Raw genomic sequence first — 19,997 nt, forward strand, 5'->3', positions numbered from 1 at the left:
GGACGAGCTTCGATTCCCACCAACTGCCACACCGCTGACCAGCAAGTTCGACCTCATCCAAAGCCCAGAACCCCGATTAACTGCGGAACCCGGGTGCGTGGGGCGGGTGATCGTGCACGGCACCCTGCTCCAGGCGAGCAAGCGGTGCACCGATACCGGTCAGTTGCACGACGGGCGCCTGAGGGTCTGCCCCGACGCGTGGTGCGGTGTCAACTCAGATCGGCGGCCAAAGAATGGAGTGTGGGGACGAGTTCGGCATGGTCCCCGCGCGAGGCAGACTGCAGCAGTTCGGTGATAACGATGATCTGGGCGACCTGTCCGGTCTCCGTCTTGAGCACAGTGAAGGTGTCGCGGACGCGGTGCGCGAAGGCGGGGACGAGCAGGGAATGCGCCAGCAGCATGGCGGCGTCGTAGCCCTGCCTCTGCCGAAAACCTCATCCGTGCAGGTGAGAGGCGGTATGCGGGTTCCGCGGGCCGTCGGCCCGCGTGCTCGGGTCGGGGCTTTGGCGCGAGTGCCCAACCTTGCGGGAACATGATCGATCGTGGTGCTGCGACTGGCCTACCTGGGTGTGACGAACGCGTTCGCCATGCTGCGCTTGCTACCGATGAGCGACCCGGGACAAGGACGTCGAAATCCTGGCGTTGCGTCATCAGATCACCGTGCTGGAGCGGCAACTGGGAGGGGACAGGCCGCGCTTCAAGCCGAGCGATCGGGCGTTTCTGGCCGCGTTGCGGCACCAGCTCCCGCGCGATGCACTGCGTCGGCTGCGATTGCTGGTGCGCCCCGACACGGTTATGCGATGGCACCGCGACCTGATCGCGCGCCATCACGCGGCCCGTTCTCGGCCGAAGCGCTCGGGTCGGCCACGCACCGTGCACTCCATCCGCGTACTGGTGCTGCGCCTGGCGCGGGAAAATCCCACGTGGGGCTACAGGAGGGTGCACGGCGAACTGCTTGTGCTGGGGATCAAGGTGGCCGCCTCCACGGTATGGGAGATCTTGAAGGGTGCCGGGACTGATCCCGCGCCCGGAAGGAGCTCCAGTACGTGGGCCGACTTCTTGCGCTCCCAGGCCGAGGTGCTGCTGGCGTGCGACTTCTTCGAGACGGTCACCCTGACTGGAGCGCGGCTGTACGTGTTCGCGGTGATCGAGCACGCCAGCCGCCGGGTCCGCGTCCTGGGCGCCACGGCTCGCCCGTCGGCGGCCTGGGTAGTCCAGGCCGCGAAGAATCTCGTCATGGACCTGGAGGACACGGGCTGCCGAGCGCGGTTCATGATCCGGGACAGGGACGGGAAGTTCCCCGAGCTGTTCGACACCATCTTGAAGGACGCGGCCATCGAGGTCGTGTTCAGCGGCGTCCAGATGCCCCGAATGAACTCGATTATGGAGCGGTGGGTGCAGACGTGCCGCCGTGAACTGCTGGACCGCACGTTGATCTGGAACCAGCGCCACCTCTACCACGCTGTGCGGGAGTTCGAGCGGTTCTACAACTCCCATCGGCCCCATCAGGGAATCGCGAACGCCCGACCGCTCCACCCCTTGCCCCAGACGATCAGCGATCCAGGGCAGATCACCCACCTTGACATACGAAGGCGTGAACGCCTGGGTGGCATTCTCCACGAGTACGAACATGCCGCGTGACCTGGGTGGACGAGGTTTCCGGCAAGGGCAACGTCCGCTCCACGAAGCCCGGCTGGTAGTCCCAGCCGTCGCCGACCCAGGATGCCTGGGAATTGCGGGCCGAGGTCTCGCCGTCCTCGGACTGCGAGTCGTAGGACAGCCCCACCGACGGGGCATTGCTGCCCACCGCGGACGGCACGTCGATCGGGTAGGAGTACGTGAAGGCGCCGGTGCCCGAGGCCTGCCAACTCCCGGACGGGTTCAGGGACGTCGCCGCGTAGTTTCCCTGGGACCCGGAGCTGCCAGAGGTGACCTCGACCGTAGTGGTGCCGGCGGACATCGTCATTCAGCCGCAGTGCTCGCGGAGGATCTCCCAGGTGGTGGAGGCGGCGACGTTGAGTCCCGGCGCCGCGAGTTCGCCGTGGATTCGGCGATAGCCCCACGAGGAATTCTCGTGAGCCAGGCGCAGGACCAGGGCGCGGTTCGAGCGGACCGTGGGTGGGCGTCCGCGCCGCTTCGGTGCGCAGGTGGCGGCATGTCGTCACTTGAGCAGGTTGCGATGCCACCGCATGATTGTGTCCGGGCGTCCGAGCAACAGGAGCCACATCGCGGCCTTCAACGGCTCCAGGGCTGGTAGTACGGCAGCCCGCCTCCAGTTCGGCTCCCTCACAGGTACAGGCGATGTGGAAGCCACTCCGCGAGCAGCCCGCCCCGGTCGGGGCTGCTGATCTTTCAGAGGCCGTTGTGGGGCAGGGTGTGCAGGAAGAGCGAGACGAGTTCCGCCTTCTCGTGCCATGGGTTGGTCAGACGATGGGGTGTCGAGGCGGGGAACGTGAGCGTGTCGCCGGGGGCGAGTTCATGCCGATCGGTCCCGACCTCGATGATGAGGCGGCCGGAGACGAGGTAGTTGAACTCATGGCCGGCGTGGCGCACGAACTCGTCGTTCGGCGGTGACGAGGCTCCGGGTTCGTAGGTGAGGAGTAGGCAGTTCGCGCCGGGAAGGGAGGGGCCGCTGAGCACTCTGAACGACTCCCCACCATGCAAGTTGACGGTCCGTTGGGCGCTGTGAGGGATGAATTCGACAGCGTGGCGCAGGTGGGCGGCCAAGCCGTCCGGCTCGGGACCTGGGTGGTCCCGGCCCGGTGCGGAGGATCCTGTTGCGTCGGGCTGCCCGGGCACACCGGTGGAGAGCTCGGCGAGAGTGACGCCCAGCTGCTGGGCGATCTCGTAGGCGGTCTTGGCGCTCGCCCGGGTCTTGCCAGTCTCGATCTGTGAGAGGGCGCTCGCGCTGATGTCCGCGCGTCGGGCGAGCTCCCTCAGGGACATACCCTGCGCCTTGCGTGCAGCGCGGATGTTGCACCCCAGGTCGGTGACCGGGCTCTCGAGGGTCCGGAACGATCGGTCCGTCATGCTGGACAGCCTAGCGCGCCACTTAACATTCTGGCGACGTCCTTATGTCTACCTTGTAGGACGGTGTTAAGCAGTGTGCAGCAACCGCTTGACGTTCCAGCGGGCAGGTTGTTAGCTACCGCACATCGGAATAGAGTTTTCGTAAAGCGGAACTGCTTGCTTCTGGCGTCTCCTCGCCGGGAAGGGAGTCGGCATGCCCCAGTTACACCTGCTCCGCTGAACAGCAGGACACGCGGTCACCCGCCTCGTGCTCCATGCCGGCATCGCGCACGGCGCGCACACCACCCGTGTGGCGCCCAGCAAGGCGCCGGCACGAGCGGATGTGCACCAGCCCCTCGAAAGGGCCGTCATCGCACGCGTCCCCCAGTAGCGCCGATCCCGTGCGTGAACGCCAGGATCACGTCGCCCGTTGGCGGCCCCTTTGGACAACGCCATGTGCCATCGGTCCTCGCCGGTATCGCGCAGGCGTTCCCGCCGACATCACCTGCCGCCTTTGAGTCGTCGCACGTCGAACCCAGGATCGCACCGCTGCCGAATCGTGGCCGAAATGGTCATGTCTCACAGCTTCCTCCCGGCCGGTCATCGACCCGGCCGATGCTTTTCAACGCATCGAAGGGCTCGGTGGCCGTTCCTTCCGGGTCGCACACGCCAGCCGCCATCAGGCGCACTCTCCGGTCAGCCATGACCGCACACAGTCCTAGGGAGTTGCCATGACCGGTAACACCGGGTTTGCTCGTACCTCCGACGCATCCACAAGCCCCGACGAGAGCGCGGCGGGCACGGAAGCGGCGCAGGACTACACGGACAGCGTGGTACCGCTGTCCGAGCGCCGCTCCAACTTCCGTATGTTCCTGACATTCCTCTCCTTGCAGGCGACCTTCGGGGCCGCATACGTCGGCTACACCGCGCGCTTCGAGGGGCTGAGCTTCACCCAACTGATCATCGCGATGGCGATAGCCACGGTGGCGATGTCCTTGTACTGCGTCGGCTCGGCGAACGCCGGCGCCGCAGCAGGACAGACGACCTCGGTCATGACGCGCGGCATCTTCGGGCGTTTGGGCAGCCGACTGGTCTCCGTGCTGCTGGTGATCAACGGGATGGGCTTCTATGTCTTCACCGTGCTGTTCGTGATGTCGCTGCTCGGCGGACTGTTCACGGTGCCCGCGGTCAAGGCGGTGACTGTCGGCCTGGCCTTCGTCATGATCACCAACACGTACTTCGGTTTCAACGGCGTCCAGAGGTTCGCCCAGTACGTCGCCGTGCCGGTGGTGATGATCTGGGGCTTCTACGCGACGATCCGCGGGCTTGCGACCGTCTCGGGGAGCCAGCTGCACTCACAGCTTCACGTGTCGGCACCCTCCTCGATCCTCTTCGTGACGGGCGCAATGGTGGGCCTGTCCACCTGGGGCAATGAGGCCGACGTCTTCCGCTACGCCAAGACCCGTCCCCAGTGGAACCTGCCGACGATCATCGTCTCCTACGCGGTCGGGGCGTTCATGTTCCCGATCATGGGATACGTCGTGGCGGTGCTCGCCAACCAGGCGGACTTCGGCGCGAGCATCAAGTACTTCGTGAACTTCTCCCTGTTCGGGCTGGTGGCCCTCGGGTTCATCTTCTTCATCGTGAACCAGACCGCAGTCAACGACGGCAACCTCTACATCGCTGTCAACGGCGTTCAGAACCTGACGTCCGAGTTGCCCCGGTGGCGTCGCAAGTACACCGTGCTGGTGCTCGGCGCCATCGCGTCGGGCCTGACCCTGATCCTGCCGAGCCTCCAGCAGACGTTCAACATCGTCACCGGCATCGGCGCCGTGACGGTGCCGACCGCGAGCACGGTCATGGCGATGGACCTCTTTGTCCTGCCGCGTCTGTTCGGTCTCCGCCGTCCGATCGATCGCGTCGCGCACTGGAAGGACGCCGCGGCGGCCAACTGGCCCGGCGTGGTCGCGGTGGTCGCGGGCACGGTCGTCGGGACGGTCACCGGCGGCCTGATCCCAGGAACGGCAGGGTTCCAAAAGACCTACATCGGCTTCCCGGCCTTGCAGGCGTGGCTCACCGGCGCTGTCGTCTACCTCGTCGGGGTGGCTCTGGTCCATAAGCGGGTGAACGCCACGACCCTGCTCGGCTTCCCGCGGTTCGCACCGGAACCCGCCGAGGCGTCGGACGACGGCCACGAGGCCGCGCCGGATCCGCTGCCCGAGCTCTCCTGAGCCGGTTTCACCGAGTCACACGAGTACAACCGAGGAGTCGGCATGGAAACAGTGGACACGGTCGTGCGCGCCGACCGCGTGATGACATCCGAGGGGGAACGAGCCGCCTGCATCGGCATCGTGAACGGGCGGATCCGGTACGTCGAGGACATTGAGACCGCCATTCCAGCCTGGGAAGAAGTCCGCGTCGAGCCTGACGTGGTGGTCCTCCCCGGCCTTGTCGACACCCACGTGCACCTTCAGGACCCGGGGCAGTCCGACTGGGAGGGCTTCGATTCCGGTACCCGGGCAGCGGCGGCGGGTGGAGTCACCACGGTGGTCGACATGCCGCTGGACAGTCTCCCCGTGACGGTCGACGTACCGTCCCTGGAGATCAAGCGGAAGGCGGCAAGCGGGCGGAGTCATGTCGACGTCGGCTTCTGGGCCGGCGTCACCCCCTCCAACATCCCCCGCCTGGGAGAGCTTCACCGTGCAGGAGTACTCGGGTTCAAGTGCTTCCTTGCCAACACCGGCCTTCCCGAATTCCCGCCCGTCTCCGTCGACGAGTTGAAGGCGGCCCTGGTCGAGCTCAAGTCGTTCGACGGCGTCCTCGCGGTCCACGCCGAGGACGCCGACGAAATGGCCGCGATCCCGCTGGTTCCCGGCCGCTCGTACCACGACTTCCTGGCGGCACACCCACCGCACATCGAGGACGTGGCGGTGACTGCGGTGATCGACGCGACTCGCGCCACCGGCGGGCGCAGCCACATCGTCCATGTCTCCAGCGCACAGGCCGCCGATCTCATCCATGCAGCGCGGGCCGAGGGGCTCAGCATCTCCGCAGAGACCTGCCCGCACTACCTCACCCTCACCTCGGCGGAGGTGCCTGACGGCGACACCTCGTTCAAGGTCTGTCCGCCGATCCGTGATGGCGCCAACGCGGATCGGCTGTGGGCGGCCCTGCGCGGCGGATCCCTCGGAATGATCGTCTCGGACCACTCACCCTGCGCGGTCGAGCACAAGGCCTTGGACCACGGCGACTTCTCCGCGGCCTTCGGCGGCATATCCTCCCTCCAGATCGGTCTGCCCGCCGTGTGGACCGAGGCACGCCGCCGCGGCCACTCGCTCGCGGATGTCGCCAACTGGATGGCGCGGCGGCCGGCCGAGTTCATCGGCCTTCCGCACAAGGGCGCGATCTCCCCCGGATACGACGCCGATCTGTGCTTCCTGGCGCCCGACGAGAAGTTCACCGTCGAGCCGGCAGCCCTGCATCACCGCCAGCCGATCATCCCCTACGCCGGACGGGAACTGCACGGCGTGGTCCGGCAGACCTGGCTGAGGGGTCGGCGTATCGACTTCTCCAGTCCCCGAGGGCAACTGCTGGCCCCGCCCGGCATCGCCCGCTAGCCGCTTGCCCGCCCACCGGACCATCGATCGTGAAGGAGTGCCTGATGCGCATTTTGGTCGTCAACCCGAACACCACCGAAGCCATGACCGAGGCGATCGCCATGACCGCCCGGGACTATGCCTCGCTCGGTACCGAGGTCGTCCCGCTCACCCCGCTCTTCGGGGCCGACGGCATCGACTGCAACTTCGAGAGCCTGCTGTCCGCCGTCGCGGTCATGGACCGCGTCGCCACCTACGACCAGCCCTATGATGCCGTGGTCATGGCCGGGTTCGGCGAGCACGGGCGGGAAGGGCTCCAGGAGATCACCGACGTCCCCGTCATCGACATCGCCGAGGCATCGGCCCACGTCGCCCTGATGATCGGCCGCCGCTACTCCGTGGTCACCACCCTCGACCGCTCGATCGGATCGATCGAGGACCGCCTTCTGACCGCCGGACTCGCCGACCGCTGCGCCTCGGTCCGCTCCGTCGGCATGGGCACCCTGGAGTTCGACCAGAGCCCGGAGGCCGGGATGGCCGCGATCATCGAAGAGGCACGGCGCGCTGTCGAGGACGACCGGGCCGAGGTCATCTGCCTCGGCTGCGGCGGCATGGCCGGACTCGACAGGGCAATCACCGACGCCCTCGGCGTGCCGGTGGTCGACCCGGTCGCCGCCGGAGTGCGCCTGGCCGAGGCGATGGTGGGCCTGGGACTGGGGACCAGCAAGGTCTGCACCTACGCAGCTCCCGAGTCGAAAACGATCACCGGCTGGCCGCTGTCCAAGCATCTGGCGCTCTGAAGCGCCCGTCGTCCCCGCCGACGGGACGCCGGCTCACCGGCCGCCCCCCGTACATCACCGTCTGCCGAGCCTATTCCTGCCATCACCGTCAACCACGCAGATTCTTGCTCTACCGCTCCAACCGTGGAGGTTGTCCCTCATGCCCACCGATCATCTGTCCTCGACGGACCTCGCCTCGCGCCTCCTCGGCGGCAGCGTCATCGCCGCAAGCGACGAGTCCTTCGGCGAGAAGGAGAATCTGCTCGTGCCGACGGCCGCGGACTTCACTCCCGGCACCTACGGCCATAAGGGTGAGATCGTCGACGGATGGGAGACCCGCCGCAGGCGCACTCCCGGACACGACTGGGCCTTGATCCGTCTCGGAGCGCCCGGAGTGATCTACTCCATCGACGTCGACACCAGCTTCTTCACCGGCAACTACCCGCCGGAGTGCCGCATCGAAGCCTGCGGCGTGGAGGGCTACCCCTCGCCGGAAGAACTCGCGGCACCCGGCGTCGCCTGGGAGGAGATCGTGCCACGCTCCCCGCTCAAGGGCGACTCCCACAACGAATTCACCGTGACGGCGCGAACCCGCTTCACCCACCTCAGGCTGTCGATCTACCCCGACGGCGGGGTAGCCCGCCTGCGCGTCCAGGGCCAGGCCGTCCCCGACCCTCGCCGCTTCTACGGCCTCACCCCCGACCTCGCCGCCCGCGAACTCGGCGGCGTCGTTGAGGCCAGCAGCGACACCTTCTACTCGTCGGCCGAGGTCCTCAACCAGCCCGGACTCGCCCGGCACATGGGCGACGGCTGGGAGACCCAGCGCCGACGCGGCCCGGGGAACGACTGGGCGGTTATCCGCCTGGCTGCCCCCGGACGCCTGCGCCAAGTCGAGGTCGACACCTCCTACTACAAGTACAACGCATCAAACGAGTGCGCCTTGTACGGAGCCAACAGCGAGACGACGCCGGAGCCGGACTCGCCGACCTGGTTCCCACTGCTGCCGAAGACCAGGCTCCAGCCCGACACCAGGCACTACTTCGACCTTTCCGGCACCGAGGAAGTCACGCATCTGCGCCTCGACGTGTTCCCCGACGGAGGAATCTCCCGCCTGCGAGTCCTCGGTTCGGTTGGCGTCGCGGCACGACGCGCCCTTGCCCTGCGATGGTTCAACTCACTCCCCTCTGACCAGGCACAGGCTGTCCTCACCACAGCAGGGACGGCAGAGGACGCTGCGACCGCGATCACCGGCCGACGGCCGCTCAACGAGAACGACGCGGCCCTCACGGAGATCCCCGCTCTGTTCGGCGAGTGAGCTCACGTCTGCGGGCCTGTGGGTGCCGGAAAGTCGATCCGCACAGATCGGCCGCATGGAGGCGAGCGTCCGGCTCTGACGCTCTTCGGCGTTCATCGCACTCACCTCTGCGGGTGCCGATTATTACGTCCGCGCTGATCAGGCGGCATGTGAGTACTCGTGGAGGATGCCGCCGAGGCGATCACGTCGATGGATGTCCAGCCGGTGGAGTCGGCCGGGTTCGTGATCGGTTCGGGAACTGGCCGCAGGGGTGCCGCGCCGTGCAGGGTGCGGTGCGGCCGATGCTGGTTGTAGAACGACTCGAACTCGGTGAGCGCGTGGAGCAGGTGGGGCAGGTTCCAGATCAAGGTGCGGTCGAGGAGTTCATGTCTGCAGGTCTGCACCCAGCGTTCCATGATCGAGTTTATGCGGGGAACGCGGATGCCGGTGGTGACGATCTCGATGCCCTCGGCCTCGAAGACGGCGTCGAACGCACGGGTGGGCTTGCTGTCGCGGTCCCTGATGAGGTGCGTGACGGTGGCGCCGGCGTCCTGGAGGTCCATGACCACGTTCCTCGCAGCCTGGGTCACCCAGTCCGCGGTGGGATGGGCGGTCGCTCCGAGGACGTGGATGCGGCGGTTGACGTGCTCGATGACCGCGAAGACGTACAACGTCGCGCCGTTCAGCGTGGTGGCGGTGAAGAAGTCACAGGCCAGGATCGCGTGGGCCTGGCCGCGCAGGAACGCGGCCCAGGTCTGACGGTCGCGTTCGGGTACCGGCTCGATCCCGTGCCGCTTCAGGATCTCCCACACCGTAGAGGGTGCGACCTTGATGCCGAGGGCGGCGAGTTCGCCGTGGATGCGCCGATACCCCCAGGAGCTGTTCTCGCGGGCCAAGCGGAGGACGAGAGCCTGGATGCTGCGCTGGGTCGGCGGTCTGCCGGACCGCTTGCGGCGGGAGGCGTCGGCGTGGCGACGGCGCATCAGATCACGGTGCCACCGAAGGATCGTGTCCGGGGAGACGGTTAGGTGAAGGTGCCGCAGCTTGGGCCTCGGGAGCCGGTGGAGGAGAGCTGCCAGGAAAGCGCGGTCCGCCGGCGTGATGCGCGGCCTGTCGATTTGCCGCTGCAGGACGGTCAACTGATGCCGTAGCGTCAGTATCTCGATGTCCTTGTCAACATCGCTCATGGGCAGCAGCCGGATGAAGGCGAACACGCTCGACACAGCGAGGTAGGGCAGTCGCAGCAGCACGATCGATCAACCTGACACGCCTGTCCAGCAGCCAACGACCGTGCGCAAGAGCCTGCACGTCACAGGCCATGGATGGGGTTTTCGGCACCGCACTCGATGCTGCGACGAGTCGGCGGCCTGCCAGACCGCTTGCGACGGGAGGCGTCAGCGTGACGACGGCGCGTGAGGTCACGGTGCCACCTCAGGGTCGTCTCCGGCGAGACGACGAGATGTAGCTGCCGCAGTTGGGGCTTGGGGAGCTGGTGGAGGAGCGCGGCCAGGAAAGTGCGGTCCGCCGGGGTGACGCGCGGCCTGTCGATCTGCCTCTGCAGGACAGCCAACTGGTGGCGCAGCGTCAGTATCTCGATGTCCTTGTCCACAGTGCTCATCGGCAGCAGTCTTATGAAGGCGAACACGCTCGACACGGCGAGGTAGGACAGTCGTAACAGCACGATCCACCAGCCTGGCATGACCCGTCCGACGATCACTGACCGTTCGCAAGGATCTGCAGGTCACAGGCCACGGATGGGGTTTTCGGCCCCCGCGCCGTCACCGGCTCGCCGAGTCCCTGCCGGCCCCGGGCGGCGGCGAGGACGCGCGTGAGCGGGTTCCCGGTGGGTCGGCCCGAGGAGGCCGCCCGAAGGCCACCGGCTGCGGGGGCGGGTGGCCTTCGGGGCGGTCTCAGGCCGTCGGTGCGGATCGGCCCGACCGGGTCAGTAGGGCGTGATGCCGTAACCGAGGGGGAAGAGGGGCGTTTTGCCGTCACCACTGTTGATGGGCTCGTCGGCGACCGCCGTGGGCCAGGTGACGGGAAGCTTGCCGGAGAAGCCCGCGCCGAAGAGAGCGTCGGTGATCCCCGCGCCTTCCGTGCCGGGCAGCCAGGCCGCGATGAACGCCTGCGCCTTGGGGAGTTGGTTGCCGATGATCAGCGGGCGCCCGGAGTAGAGGATCGCGATGCAGGTCTTCACGCGTGAGCAGATGTCGCTGAGCTGGGTGGAGTTGTCGTTGCCGAAGGCGAGGGTGGAGGAGTCTCCCTTGCCTTCCGCGTACGGGGTCTCGCCGCCCACCCAGATGCCGACATCCGCGCTGTAGTTGCCCTTGGTGCGGGTGCCGACGTTCTGCAGGGTGATGCCGGTGCCGGCGGTGGTTTGCTGGAGTGCCTGCCAGAAGGTGGTGCCCGTGGTGTGCGTGCCGCTGGAGCCCTGCCAGCTGATCGACCAGCCGCCGGTCTGGTTGCCGAGGTCGTCGGCCGACTTCCCGCCGACCACGATCTTGTACGTGCCGGTCTTCGGCAGCGGCAGCGCGCTGCTGTCGTTCTTCAGCAGGGTCAGTGACTCGCGGGCCGCCTGCCGGGCGACGTCCCGGTGCGCCTGCGAACCGACCTGCGGGGTGTAACTGCGATCGGTGTAAGGATGGTTGAACAGGTCGAGCGCGAACTTGGCGTTGAGAATACGGGTCACCGCGTCGTCGACCCGCGACTGCGGGATCTTGCCGTTGTTCACGTCGGTGACGATGGCGTTGATGGTGCCGACGTAGTCGTCCGGCACCATGATCATGTCAAGACCGGCGTTGACGGCGTGCGCGACCTGGTCGGCGTACGTGGCGTCAGGGAGCTGCTTGATGCCTGCCCAGTCGCTGACCACGAAGCCGGAGAAGCCGAGTTCGGTCTTGAGGACGTCGGTGATCAGGTACTTGTCGCCGTGCATCTTGGTGCCGTTCCAACTGCTGTACGACACCATGACCGACCCCACGCCCGCCGTGATCGCCGACTGGTAGGGCGGCAGGTGGACGGCGCGCAGCTCGCTCTCGCTGATCTGCGTGTTGCCCTGGTCGATGAGGTAGCCGCTGCTGCCGGTGCCGTAGGTGGTGCCGCCATCGCCGATGTAGTGCTTGGCCGTGGCCAGGACCGAGGTCGGGCCGATCGCAGTCCCCTGGAAACCTGTGACGGCCGCCGAGGCGAGCGGTGAGACGACCGACGGGTCCTCGCCATAACTCTCGTACGTGCGGCCCCAGCGGTCGTCGCGGGCGACGCACACGCAGGGTGCGAAGGACCAGCGGATCCCGGTACCCAGAACTTCCTGGCGGGTGATGTCCTCCACGCGCTGGACGAGCGCCGCGTCGCGGGTGGCCCCCATGCCGATGTGATGGGGGAACAGGGTGGCGCCCTGTACGTTGTTGTGGCCGTGTACGGCGTCCACGCCGTACAGCAGCGGTATCCCGAGCCGGCTGCTGAGGGCGTAGCTCTGATAGCTGTCGACCATGTCGGCCCACTGGGTGGCGGTGCCGCCCGCGCCGTTCGGGCCGCCGCCTCCGCCGCTGAGCACCGAGCCGAGGCCGTACGTGGCGATGTCCTGCTTGTTGACGATGTAGGAGTTGGCGGCCTGCGTCATCTGACCGGCCTTCTCGGCCAGCGTCATCTTGGACAGGCAGTCCGAGGTGGACGTGCAGCCCGCGGCGGCATGCGCGGCGGGTGGCGTGGGCGCGGCCGTGAGCAGGCCGGCGGTGAGGACGAGAAGCGCGCTGAGCAGGAGAGCACGGCGGTGTGGCGTCCGGCCGGCTCCCCGTAGGGCGTGAAGCGTCACTTTGCTGGTCTCCGTCCCGGGAAGACGTCAGGGAATGTTCACAACTCGTACAGACGTTGTCGCTGAACGGCATGCCCGCGTCAATGACTTCGACTCGCCTCGTCATCTGGGGAAAGTCTTTTGGGTGTACCGTTCCGGGTTCGATAGGGACTCTGATGTGCCGCGGGTCTGGTGGAGTCACCTTGCTGGACAGATGATGCTCCAGGCTCTCAAGGAGGCTTCTGTGCCCCGTAGTTACCCGGCCGAGTTCCGACGCAAGGTCCTCGACCTCGTCGAAGCGGGGAGGCCGGTCCGGCAGATCACTCACGACCTTGGCATCAGTGAACAGACGATCTATGTCTGGTTCCGTCAGCACCTCATCGACACCGGACAACTGCCCGGGCCGACCAGCGAGGACCAGGCCGAGCTCGTGGCCGCACGACGACGGATCGTGGAGCTGGAGGCGGAACTGGCGATCCACTGCCGGGCAGCGGAGCTGATAGGCAAGGTGGTGCCCCCAAAAGACGGTGCTGGCCGCACCGGCTGCGACCAGCCCGGCGGCGGCCACGGAACACGTCCGGCCGCCTCCCCGTCGGGCCTGGGCGCGGCGGGGAGGCGGCCGATGAGAGGGGAGGGTTTCAGGGTCTGCGGCGCCGCACGATCTCCGGACTGCGCAGCTCTGGCCGATGTCCGCTCGCTTGCAAGCGTAATCGCCTGCACATGGCCGGCTGCGCAGGCCCCGGGCCCCGGGCACTTTGCGTAGCCGTCTACGCGGGGCCCGTTTTTCGCTGCGCAGCGGTGGTTGCGCAGCCGCTCGTGGAGCGGGCCCCTCCGCTTGGTCGGGCCCGGTCAAGGCCCCGACCACGGCAGTCCAGCGTGCATGGTGGGGCGTCAGCGTCGGTGGGGGTTATGGCCGACGGTCTGGTCGCGAGCGGCGGGTGAGCTGACGGCGTAGGCGCCGCGCACGCTTCCTCGCGCGTCAGCGCTGGCCGCCGTCAGCCGGCTTTACCGTTCTTCCCCCCGTACCAGCTCTCGCATAGACGAAGGTGCGATGCGCGGCTACGGCACGGGGATTTTGTCGTGGGTTGATGGCGGCGGACCGGTTCGCCCAGATCCCTGACGACCTCTACCCGGACTGTGCGCTCTCCGCTCTCCTTCCGCGCCAACGGAAACTTCGGGCTCATCTCCATCCGCCGCGACGGTTGGCGCGAGGCGTCGCCGTGCCGGCCCGGCTGGGGCCGGACGCCACGGGTGCGGTCAGCGCCGTTCTCAAGGGAGGCGAAGGGGGCTGACATCCTCTCTGCTGCCGCTGCTCCCTGCCCGAATGATGAATCAAGAGAGAAGGTGGGGGCGGGCGTGGTCGGCGCGGCGGCATCGGGGAACGGGCCGGGCTTTTGGGTTGCGCGTCGGCCGGGCCTCCGCGCTCCGGCGCTGGGGTGCTGGCTGGTCCGGCGATCCTGTGGGGGCTCGTGAAGTCATCGCTGCAGCTCAAGCCGTGTAGCGGTACTCGTTGACGACTCCGTCGAGGACTCTTGTTCGCAGGACCCGCCGGGGCTCGATGGACGGGGGACCACAGCGATCTACGCGCAGCGGATGATCCGCAGGCCGCGGGTGAGCCACACGCAGTGGGTGAGCCGCAGGTAGCCGTTGAAAAGCTCACAGATGCGGTACGGGCCATGCCGTTCCGTACCCGCGCCGAGGCCATGCTGGACGTCCTCGTCACCGTGCTCGACGACGGCGAGACCCTGCTGCGAAACCTGCGTACGGATCCGGCGCCGGCTCCCACCGCGCTGAGCCTCCTGGCCCGCCGGGAGATTCTCACCCCCGAGGACCTCACGGAGCCGGAAAGCCTGCTCATGGTCGCTGAAAGCCTGTTGCAGCTCTGTGAGGCGACCGGCGCCGACGGGGTGAGGGAGGTACTACGCCAACAGGGTCGCGAGGCCGAAGAGGCCCTCCGGGCGGCTCTGGCCTCCGGTCACCCGGACCGGGAGGGCCTCGCGGACCTTCAGGCCCTCGCCGAGCGTGTGCCCGGGAGCGCAAGGCCCACGTCGGCCTTGTTCAGCAGCGCGGCCACCGAAAGAACGGCAGACGGGGCGGCAAGCGGCGCCGCTGAGGACCTGGCGCTCCTGGCGCTCAAGGGCGACGCCGGCGGCCGAGTGACCACATGACAGGGAGTGCCGGCTGCCTTGAGGGACTCCGCCTGTGGGGCTCGTAAAGTCATCGCTGCAGGTAGGGGCCTGCGTGCGGGGCGCTTGGTGGTGGCTGGAACGCTGCGCGGTTGATCATCTCGCTGCTGTACCGGGCCACTCGTGCGCTGCTGGCCGTGCCTGTGGTGCTGCTGCGTCGGGACAGTGCCAAAGACGCCGAACTGCTGGTGCTGTGGCACGAGAACGCGGTGCTGCGACGACAGCTCAATGGTCCGGTCCGTGACGAGCCTATGGACCGGTTCTGGCTGGCCGCGCTGTCGTCGCTGATTCCGCGTCACCACTGGTGCAGCGTCTTCCCGGTCACGCCGGGGACGCTGCTGGCATGGCACCGAAGGCTGATCGCCGGCAGGTGGCACTACTCCCGCCAACGCGGGCGGACCGGCCGCCCGCCCACCGCGGCCGCGCTCAAGAAGCTCGTCCTGCGCGTGGCCCGGGAGAACCCGCGGTGGGGGCATTGCGGGGTACGGGGCGAGCTGGCCCGGCTCGGGCACACGATCGCACCGTCCACGGTCTGGGAAATCCTGGACGCGGCCGGCGTCGACCCGGCGCCGCGCCGTACCGCGCCGTACCGGTCCGAGTCGGCGCGACTTCCTCACCGCGCAGGCTGAGGGGATCATCGCGGCGGACTTCTTCCACGTTGACGGGCAGTGGCCAGGGTCAGGAGGAGCCCGCCGAGCAGCGCGAGCACAGCGGCGAGGGCTGTGGTCGGCCGGGTCGGGGGGCGTCTCATCGTCGAAGCACCTTTTTCGGGTCGGGTGCCGAACGGCAGACGGCACACGGGTCCCGGGGCAGGTGCCACAAAGCTCTGCAGCTGCGGACGGAACTGCGCGGGCTGCCGTGGCTGCCGGATGGCGAACGGGGGCGGGAACCAACGGCGATGGTGCAAGACCGCTGGTTCCCCTTGCGGGTGCTCGGCCGTCGCGCATTCAACTCCCGTACACAGGAAGACGTCAAGGAGTCAAGACGGGGTCTGTGACGCAACCTCGTGAAGCTACACCGCGGGCGGGACCGCGCGACCATTCCAAGAAGTCGAAGCCGATGACAACAGGAACGTTTCCTGTCGGTTCTCTTGCGCGTTGCTTTCTTCGCTAGTTGACTTCGCGCTGCTCGGCCACCGCTTCTTCCCCCCTCAACCGGTCTCGTACCAGTCACAGTTGGATGGCCCATGCGTATCAGACATCTGTCCCCCCTCGTCGGTTTCCTGGCGTCGGTCTCCCTGCTCAGTGCCGCCCCTGATGCCCAGGCAGCAGCCAACCCCGGTCCCGGCTTCCCCGCCCAGTACGTCGCACCCTGGGTGGAGACCTGGAACTCCCCGTCCGCCATGGCGAACGCTCAGGCTGCCACCGGCGTCAACCATTTCCACCTCGCGTTCGTCCTCAGCGACGGCACCTGTAACGCCACCTACAACGGCAACGTGTCGATCACCGACGCCGGCTGGACCACCGCGATCAACAACCTGCGGGCCTCCGGCGGTGACGTCATCGCGTCCTTCGGCGGCGCTGCCGGCACTGAACTCGCCCAGGCCTGCGGCACTGTGTCGGCGCTGCAGACCCAGTACCAGCGGGTCATCGACACGCTCAACCTCACCCGGCTCGACTTCGACATCGAAGGGTCGGCGCTGCGGGACACCGCCGCCAACGACCGCCGCAACCAGGCCATCGCGGGCCTCCAGGCGGCTGCCGCGGCTGCCGGCCGGAAGCTGGACATCGACTACACGCTGCCGACGGACCCCAACGGTCTCGACTCGGACGGGTTGAGCCTGGTCAACAACGCCAAGTCCCGCAACGTGAACGTCAACCTGGTCAACATCATGACCATGGACTACTACCAGAACGTCTCCGACATGGGTTCGGCCGCCGTCAGTGCCGCCAACGCACTCCACACCCAGTTGGCGAACGTCTGGACGACGAAGACCTCCGCCGAGTTGTGGGCCATGGAGGGCAACACCCCCATGATTGGCGTGAACGACTCGCTCAACGAGATCTTCACCACCGGCAACGCCACCACGCTCACCAGCTTCGCCAAGTCCAACGGCATACAGCAGATCGGCTACTGGTCCCTGGGCCGTGACAAGGCCTGTGCGACCAACGGCACGCTCTCCGACAGCTGCAGCGGCACCCCGCAGAGCCTCTACCAGTTCGCCGGCATCTTCAACGGCATCGGCGGCGGTGGAGGCGGTGGCACCACCCACACTGGTCGGATCACCGGCTACGCAGGCCTCTGCCTCGACGACGGGAGCGCCTCCACGGCCAACGGCAACCCGATCCAGGTCTACACCTGCAACGGCACGAACGCCCAGACCTGGACGGTCAACGACTCCAGCCACACCCTCCAGGTGCTCGGGAAGTGCCTGGACGTCACGGCCGGCGGCACTGCCAACGGCACCAAGGTGCAGCTGTACGACTGCAACAGCACCGGCGCGCAGGTATGGGTCCCACAAGCCGACGGCTCACTGCTCAACCCGCAGTCGGGCAAGTGCCTCGACGACACCGACTGGTCCACCACGCCCGGCACGCAGTCCCAGATCTGGTCCTGCAGTGGCAACGCCAACCAGAAGTGGACCCTCCCCGCCTGATCCGTTCCGCACCGGTAAGGCCAGTCTGAAGGGCAGAACCTGCCATGCAACTGCGTCAACTCCTGCGGCGGATCCGCGCCGCGAACGTGCTTCCCGGAACACTCGCGGCTGCGGCGGCCCTGCTCGGCGGCACCCTCGCCGGGCCCGCCGCCGCGCAGGGCACCGCCACCACCCAGGTGGCGGTCGCCGCCTCGCCCACCACCTTCACCCACCCCGGCGTGATGGTGAGCAGACCCCAGCTGGACTACGTCCGCACCCAGGTGCAGGCCGGCGCCCAGCCATGGGCGTCCGCCTACCAGCAGATGACGTCCAGCTCCTATGCCTCGCTGTCACGCGTCCCCAAGCCGCGGTCCGTCGTCGAATGCGGCCCCTACTCCAACCCCAACTATGGCTGCACCGACGAGCGGCAGGACGCCATCGCGGCCTACACCGACGCGCTGATCTGGTACATCAGCGGCGACAGCCGGTACGCCGACAAGTCCATCGAGCTGATGAACGCCTGGTCGGCTGTGATCACGGACCATACGAACAGCAACGCCCCGCTGCAGACCGGCTGGGCGGGTTCGGTGTGGCCCCGGGCCGCCGAGATCATCCGCTACACCTACACCGGCTGGTCCTCCTCGGGCATCAGCCGTTTCACAGCGATGCTGCGAAACGTCTACCTCCCCGAGGTCATCAACGGCTCCAACAGTAACGGCAACTGGGAACTGTCGATGATGGAGGCCGCCGTCGGCATCTCCATCTTCATAGAGGACCATGCCAGCTACGACTCGGCCATCAGCCGTTACCTGAACCGGGTCCCGGCCTACATCTATCTGTCCTCGGACGGCTCCCTCCCCAAGACGGTGCCCGGCAGCGGCCTGGACACCTCACAGGAGATCATCAACTACTGGCAGGGCCAGTCGACCTTCGTCACCGGCCTCACCCAGGAGACCTGCCGCGACTTCACCCACACCGGGTACGGCATCTCCGCGATCTCGCATGTCGCGGAGACCGCGCTGATCCAGGGCCAGGACCTGTACCCGCAGGTCGGTGAGCGGCTGCGGCAGGCGCTGGGCTTCCAGACCACCTACGAGAACGGCGCCGCGGTCCCGTCCTGGCTGTGCAACGGCACGCTCAACCTCGGCCTGGGCCCGATCACCGAGCCCGGCTTCAACGCCATGCACAACCGGTACGGCTATGCGATGGCCAACACCCAGTCGTACACGGAGTCGCACCGCCCGCAAGGCACCAACAACCTCTTCGTGGCCTGGGAGACCCTGACCAACGCCGACAACCCCTACGTGGCCTCCGGCACACCGCCACCGTCGCCCCCGACTGGCCCGATCACCGGTATCGGCGGCAAGTGCGTCGACGTCGCCGGGGCCAACACCACCAACGGCACAGCCATCCAGCTCTGGGAGTGCAACGGCACCACGGCCCAGAAGTGGACCGTCGCCGGCGACGGATCCCTGCGGGCCCTCGGTAAATGCATGGACGTCACCGCCGCCGGAACGGCCGACGGCACCAAGATCCAGTTGTACTCGTGCAACGGCACCGGTGCCCAGCAGTGGAAGCCCCAGGCGAACGGCACGCTGGTGAACACCGCGTCCGGCAAGTGCCTGGACGCGACCGGGCAGAGTTCCGCCGACGGCACCCGGCTGCAGATTTGGACCTGCGCCGGCACCGCCAATCAACTGTGGACCCTGCCGACGTGATCTGAAGCGGCCGGGTGACAGCGACCGAGCCCGTGTGGAAGTTCCAGACCTGAACGCAGTGGGGTCGACCAGCCAGTGAAGTACGCAACTGGCGGTGTAAGAGCGTCATCAACCTCCCGGGGCAGCAAACCCAGACGCTCGGGGGAGAAAGGAATCTCGTGACCCCAGGTGGTCAACCTGGAGAGTGACTCTGGGGGAGGCCCACGGGTGGATCTAGCATCCGGAGCCGTCCTTGCGCGATCACGACCGTATCGTTGTTGATCAACTCCCCCCTCGGACACAATCACTGACGATACGCAGATGAGGGCCACGACCTTAAAGGTCGTGGCCCTCATCTGCGTACTCATGGTGATGCCAAGGGTCGACCTTCAGTCCGCGGCGGTGATCCACTGCCCGATCGGGCGTGCGTTCAGCCCAGGATCCGGATGCGTCGCGGGGCATGCTCGATGATCCCGAAGTCGAACAAGAGTGCGCCGGTCGGGGCGCGGGGCCGACCGGCGTTGCGCTTGGTCTGGGGCTGAGGCTCGGCCCGGCCGAGGGGGCCCGCCCGGGAGAAGTGGTCGTGAAGGCGACTCGGACGCGGGAGTCCCTGTACGGCCACGAGTCGGTAGACCCTGCGCCCTCGCAGGGCTATATGGCCTCTGAACTGGGCTTTTCCGCCACGTAGGTGCCACGCTGGGGTACCGTGAAGACCTCATCGGACTCCACCAGGACAGCGATAGCCCGCCGTACCGTGCTGCGCGCAAGCCCGTATTGCTGCACTAGTGGCTCGTCACACAGCCTTGGCCGGGTGATCGGTCCATGATCGGATCGGTGAGTCGGGTGCGAAGTTCGTCTTCGGTTTCGCGCGGGTGTTGCGCCAGCGGACGTAGGCGGCGATGGCGGCGTTCTGTTCGTCGTGGCTGCGGTGGTCAGTGCCGTTGAGTGCGAAGTAGCGCAGGGCCGCGAACTCGGCCTCGTCGGGTAGGACCGCTGCATTGCTGCAGCGGTCCCCCCTCAGAACCGGCCGTGCCCGCTTTCCAGGCAACCGGCTCAAGCAAGCCCCTTGGG

The 19,997-nt window shown here is 67.4% G+C and carries 11 protein-coding genes and 7 pseudogenes; 11 read left to right on the forward strand and 7 right to left on the reverse strand.

Features of this window, described 5'->3' with window-relative positions:
• Nucleotides 1-209: 209 nt before the first annotated feature.
• Complete coding sequence (locus AB0M27_RS40820) at nt 210-401, reverse strand: hypothetical protein (protein ID WP_365730074.1); 192 nt, start codon at nt 399-401, stop codon at nt 210-212.
• Between the two features lie 141 nt (nt 402-542).
• On the opposite strand from AB0M27_RS40820, the pseudogene AB0M27_RS40825 reads away from it, so the two are divergent.
• Nucleotides 543-1,641: pseudogene (locus AB0M27_RS40825) on the forward strand (integrase core domain-containing protein).
• Nucleotides 1,642-1,975: 334 nt separating this feature from the next.
• Here the strand turns inward: AB0M27_RS40825 and AB0M27_RS40830 are convergent.
• Nucleotides 1,976-2,227 (reverse strand): annotated as a pseudogene (locus AB0M27_RS40830) (helix-turn-helix domain-containing protein); the annotation flags it as partial.
• Nucleotides 2,228-2,352: 125 nt separating this feature from the next.
• Nucleotides 2,353-3,030 carry an XRE family transcriptional regulator gene (locus AB0M27_RS40835; protein ID WP_365730076.1) on the reverse strand — a complete coding sequence of 226 codons (678 nt, stop codon included), beginning with the start codon at nt 3,028-3,030 and terminating at the stop codon, nt 2,353-2,355.
• A gap of 710 nt (nt 3,031-3,740) precedes the next feature.
• Here AB0M27_RS40835 and AB0M27_RS40840 point away from each other — a divergent pair.
• The 4 genes from AB0M27_RS40840 to alc all read left to right on the forward strand — a co-directional run bounded on the left by AB0M27_RS40840 (nt 3,741) and on the right by alc (nt 8,699).
• Nucleotides 3,741-5,240 (forward strand): hypothetical protein, encoded by a 1,500-nt coding sequence (locus tag AB0M27_RS40840; protein WP_365730078.1) that lies wholly within the window; start codon nt 3,741-3,743, stop codon nt 5,238-5,240.
• 42 nt (nt 5,241-5,282) lie between these two features.
• Entirely contained in the window at nt 5,283-6,626 is a 1,344-nt protein-coding gene (gene allB, locus AB0M27_RS40845) for an allantoinase AllB (RefSeq protein ID WP_365730080.1), read from the forward strand.
• Nucleotides 6,627-6,670: 44 nt separating this feature from the next.
• A complete protein-coding gene (locus tag AB0M27_RS40850; protein ID WP_365730082.1) occupies nt 6,671-7,405 on the forward strand; it encodes an aspartate/glutamate racemase family protein in 735 nt (244 codons plus the stop codon).
• Nucleotides 7,406-7,544: 139 nt separating this feature from the next.
• Nucleotides 7,545-8,699 carry an allantoicase gene (gene alc, locus AB0M27_RS40855; protein ID WP_365730084.1) on the forward strand — a complete coding sequence of 385 codons (1,155 nt, stop codon included), beginning with the start codon at nt 7,545-7,547 and terminating at the stop codon, nt 8,697-8,699.
• A 138-nt stretch (nt 8,700-8,837) separates the two neighbouring features.
• On the opposite strand, the pseudogene AB0M27_RS40860 reads toward alc, so the two are convergent.
• The 3 genes and pseudogenes from AB0M27_RS40860 to AB0M27_RS40870 form a co-directional block, all read right to left on the reverse strand.
• Nucleotides 8,838-9,928: pseudogene (locus tag AB0M27_RS40860) on the reverse strand (integrase core domain-containing protein).
• A gap of 95 nt (nt 9,929-10,023) precedes the next feature.
• Nucleotides 10,024-10,359 (reverse strand): annotated as a pseudogene (locus AB0M27_RS40865) (integrase); the annotation flags it as partial.
• Nucleotides 10,360-10,620: 261 nt separating this feature from the next.
• The gene (locus AB0M27_RS40870; protein ID WP_365730086.1) at nt 10,621-12,489 is read right to left on the reverse strand and encodes a glycoside hydrolase family 3 protein; all 1,869 of its coding nucleotides are present in this window, start codon (nt 12,487-12,489) and stop codon (nt 10,621-10,623) included.
• Nucleotides 12,490-12,712: 223 nt separating this feature from the next.
• Between AB0M27_RS40870 and AB0M27_RS40875 the strand changes: the two genes are divergently transcribed.
• The 6 genes and pseudogenes from AB0M27_RS40875 to AB0M27_RS40900 all read left to right on the forward strand — a co-directional run bounded on the left by AB0M27_RS40875 (nt 12,713) and on the right by AB0M27_RS40900 (nt 18,947).
• Nucleotides 12,713-13,231 carry a transposase gene (locus AB0M27_RS40875; protein ID WP_365730088.1) on the forward strand — a complete coding sequence of 173 codons (519 nt, stop codon included), beginning with the start codon at nt 12,713-12,715 and terminating at the stop codon, nt 13,229-13,231.
• 913 nt (nt 13,232-14,144) lie between these two features.
• The gene (locus AB0M27_RS40880; RefSeq protein WP_365730090.1) at nt 14,145-14,636 is read left to right on the forward strand and encodes a hypothetical protein; all 492 of its coding nucleotides are present in this window, start codon (nt 14,145-14,147) and stop codon (nt 14,634-14,636) included.
• A 110-nt stretch (nt 14,637-14,746) separates the two neighbouring features.
• Nucleotides 14,747-15,317: pseudogene (locus AB0M27_RS40885) on the forward strand (integrase); the annotation flags it as partial.
• Nucleotides 15,318-15,840: 523 nt separating this feature from the next.
• Nucleotides 15,841-17,250: a ricin-type beta-trefoil lectin domain protein gene (locus AB0M27_RS40890; RefSeq protein ID WP_365730092.1), complete on the forward strand. Its 1,410-nt coding sequence runs from the start codon at nt 15,841-15,843 to the stop codon at nt 17,248-17,250.
• A gap of 44 nt (nt 17,251-17,294) precedes the next feature.
• Nucleotides 17,295-18,530 (forward strand): annotated as a pseudogene (locus AB0M27_RS40895) (alginate lyase family protein); the annotation flags it as partial.
• Nucleotides 18,531-18,533: 3 nt separating this feature from the next.
• Nucleotides 18,534-18,947 carry a ricin-type beta-trefoil lectin domain protein gene (locus AB0M27_RS40900; protein WP_365730094.1) on the forward strand — a complete coding sequence of 138 codons (414 nt, stop codon included), beginning with the start codon at nt 18,534-18,536 and terminating at the stop codon, nt 18,945-18,947.
• Nucleotides 18,948-19,719: 772 nt separating this feature from the next.
• On the opposite strand, the pseudogene AB0M27_RS40905 reads toward AB0M27_RS40900, so the two are convergent.
• A pseudogene (locus AB0M27_RS40905) lies at nt 19,720-19,997 on the reverse strand (hypothetical protein); the annotation flags it as partial.

Source organism: Streptomyces sp. NPDC052107 (genome assembly GCF_040680215.1).
In the GTDB taxonomy this organism is placed as follows: domain Bacteria; phylum Actinomycetota; class Actinomycetes; order Streptomycetales; family Streptomycetaceae; genus Streptomyces.

Coding starts and splice junctions, on each gene's coding strand:
- AB0M27_RS40820 (WP_365730074.1), bottom strand. CDS start 401: ATGCTGCTGGCGCATTCCCTGCTCGTCCCCGCCTTCGCGCACCGCGTC.
- AB0M27_RS40835 (WP_365730076.1), bottom strand. CDS start 3,030: ATGACGGACCGATCGTTCCGGACCCTCGAGAGCCCGGTCACCGACCTG.
- AB0M27_RS40840 (WP_365730078.1), top strand. CDS start 3,741: ATGACCGGTAACACCGGGTTTGCTCGTACCTCCGACGCATCCACAAGC.
- allB (WP_365730080.1), top strand. CDS start 5,283: ATGGAAACAGTGGACACGGTCGTGCGCGCCGACCGCGTGATGACATCC.
- AB0M27_RS40850 (WP_365730082.1), top strand. CDS start 6,671: ATGCGCATTTTGGTCGTCAACCCGAACACCACCGAAGCCATGACCGAG.
- alc (WP_365730084.1), top strand. CDS start 7,545: ATGCCCACCGATCATCTGTCCTCGACGGACCTCGCCTCGCGCCTCCTC.
- AB0M27_RS40880 (WP_365730090.1), top strand. CDS start 14,145: ATGCCGTTCCGTACCCGCGCCGAGGCCATGCTGGACGTCCTCGTCACC.
- AB0M27_RS40890 (WP_365730092.1), top strand. CDS start 15,841: ATGCGTATCAGACATCTGTCCCCCCTCGTCGGTTTCCTGGCGTCGGTC.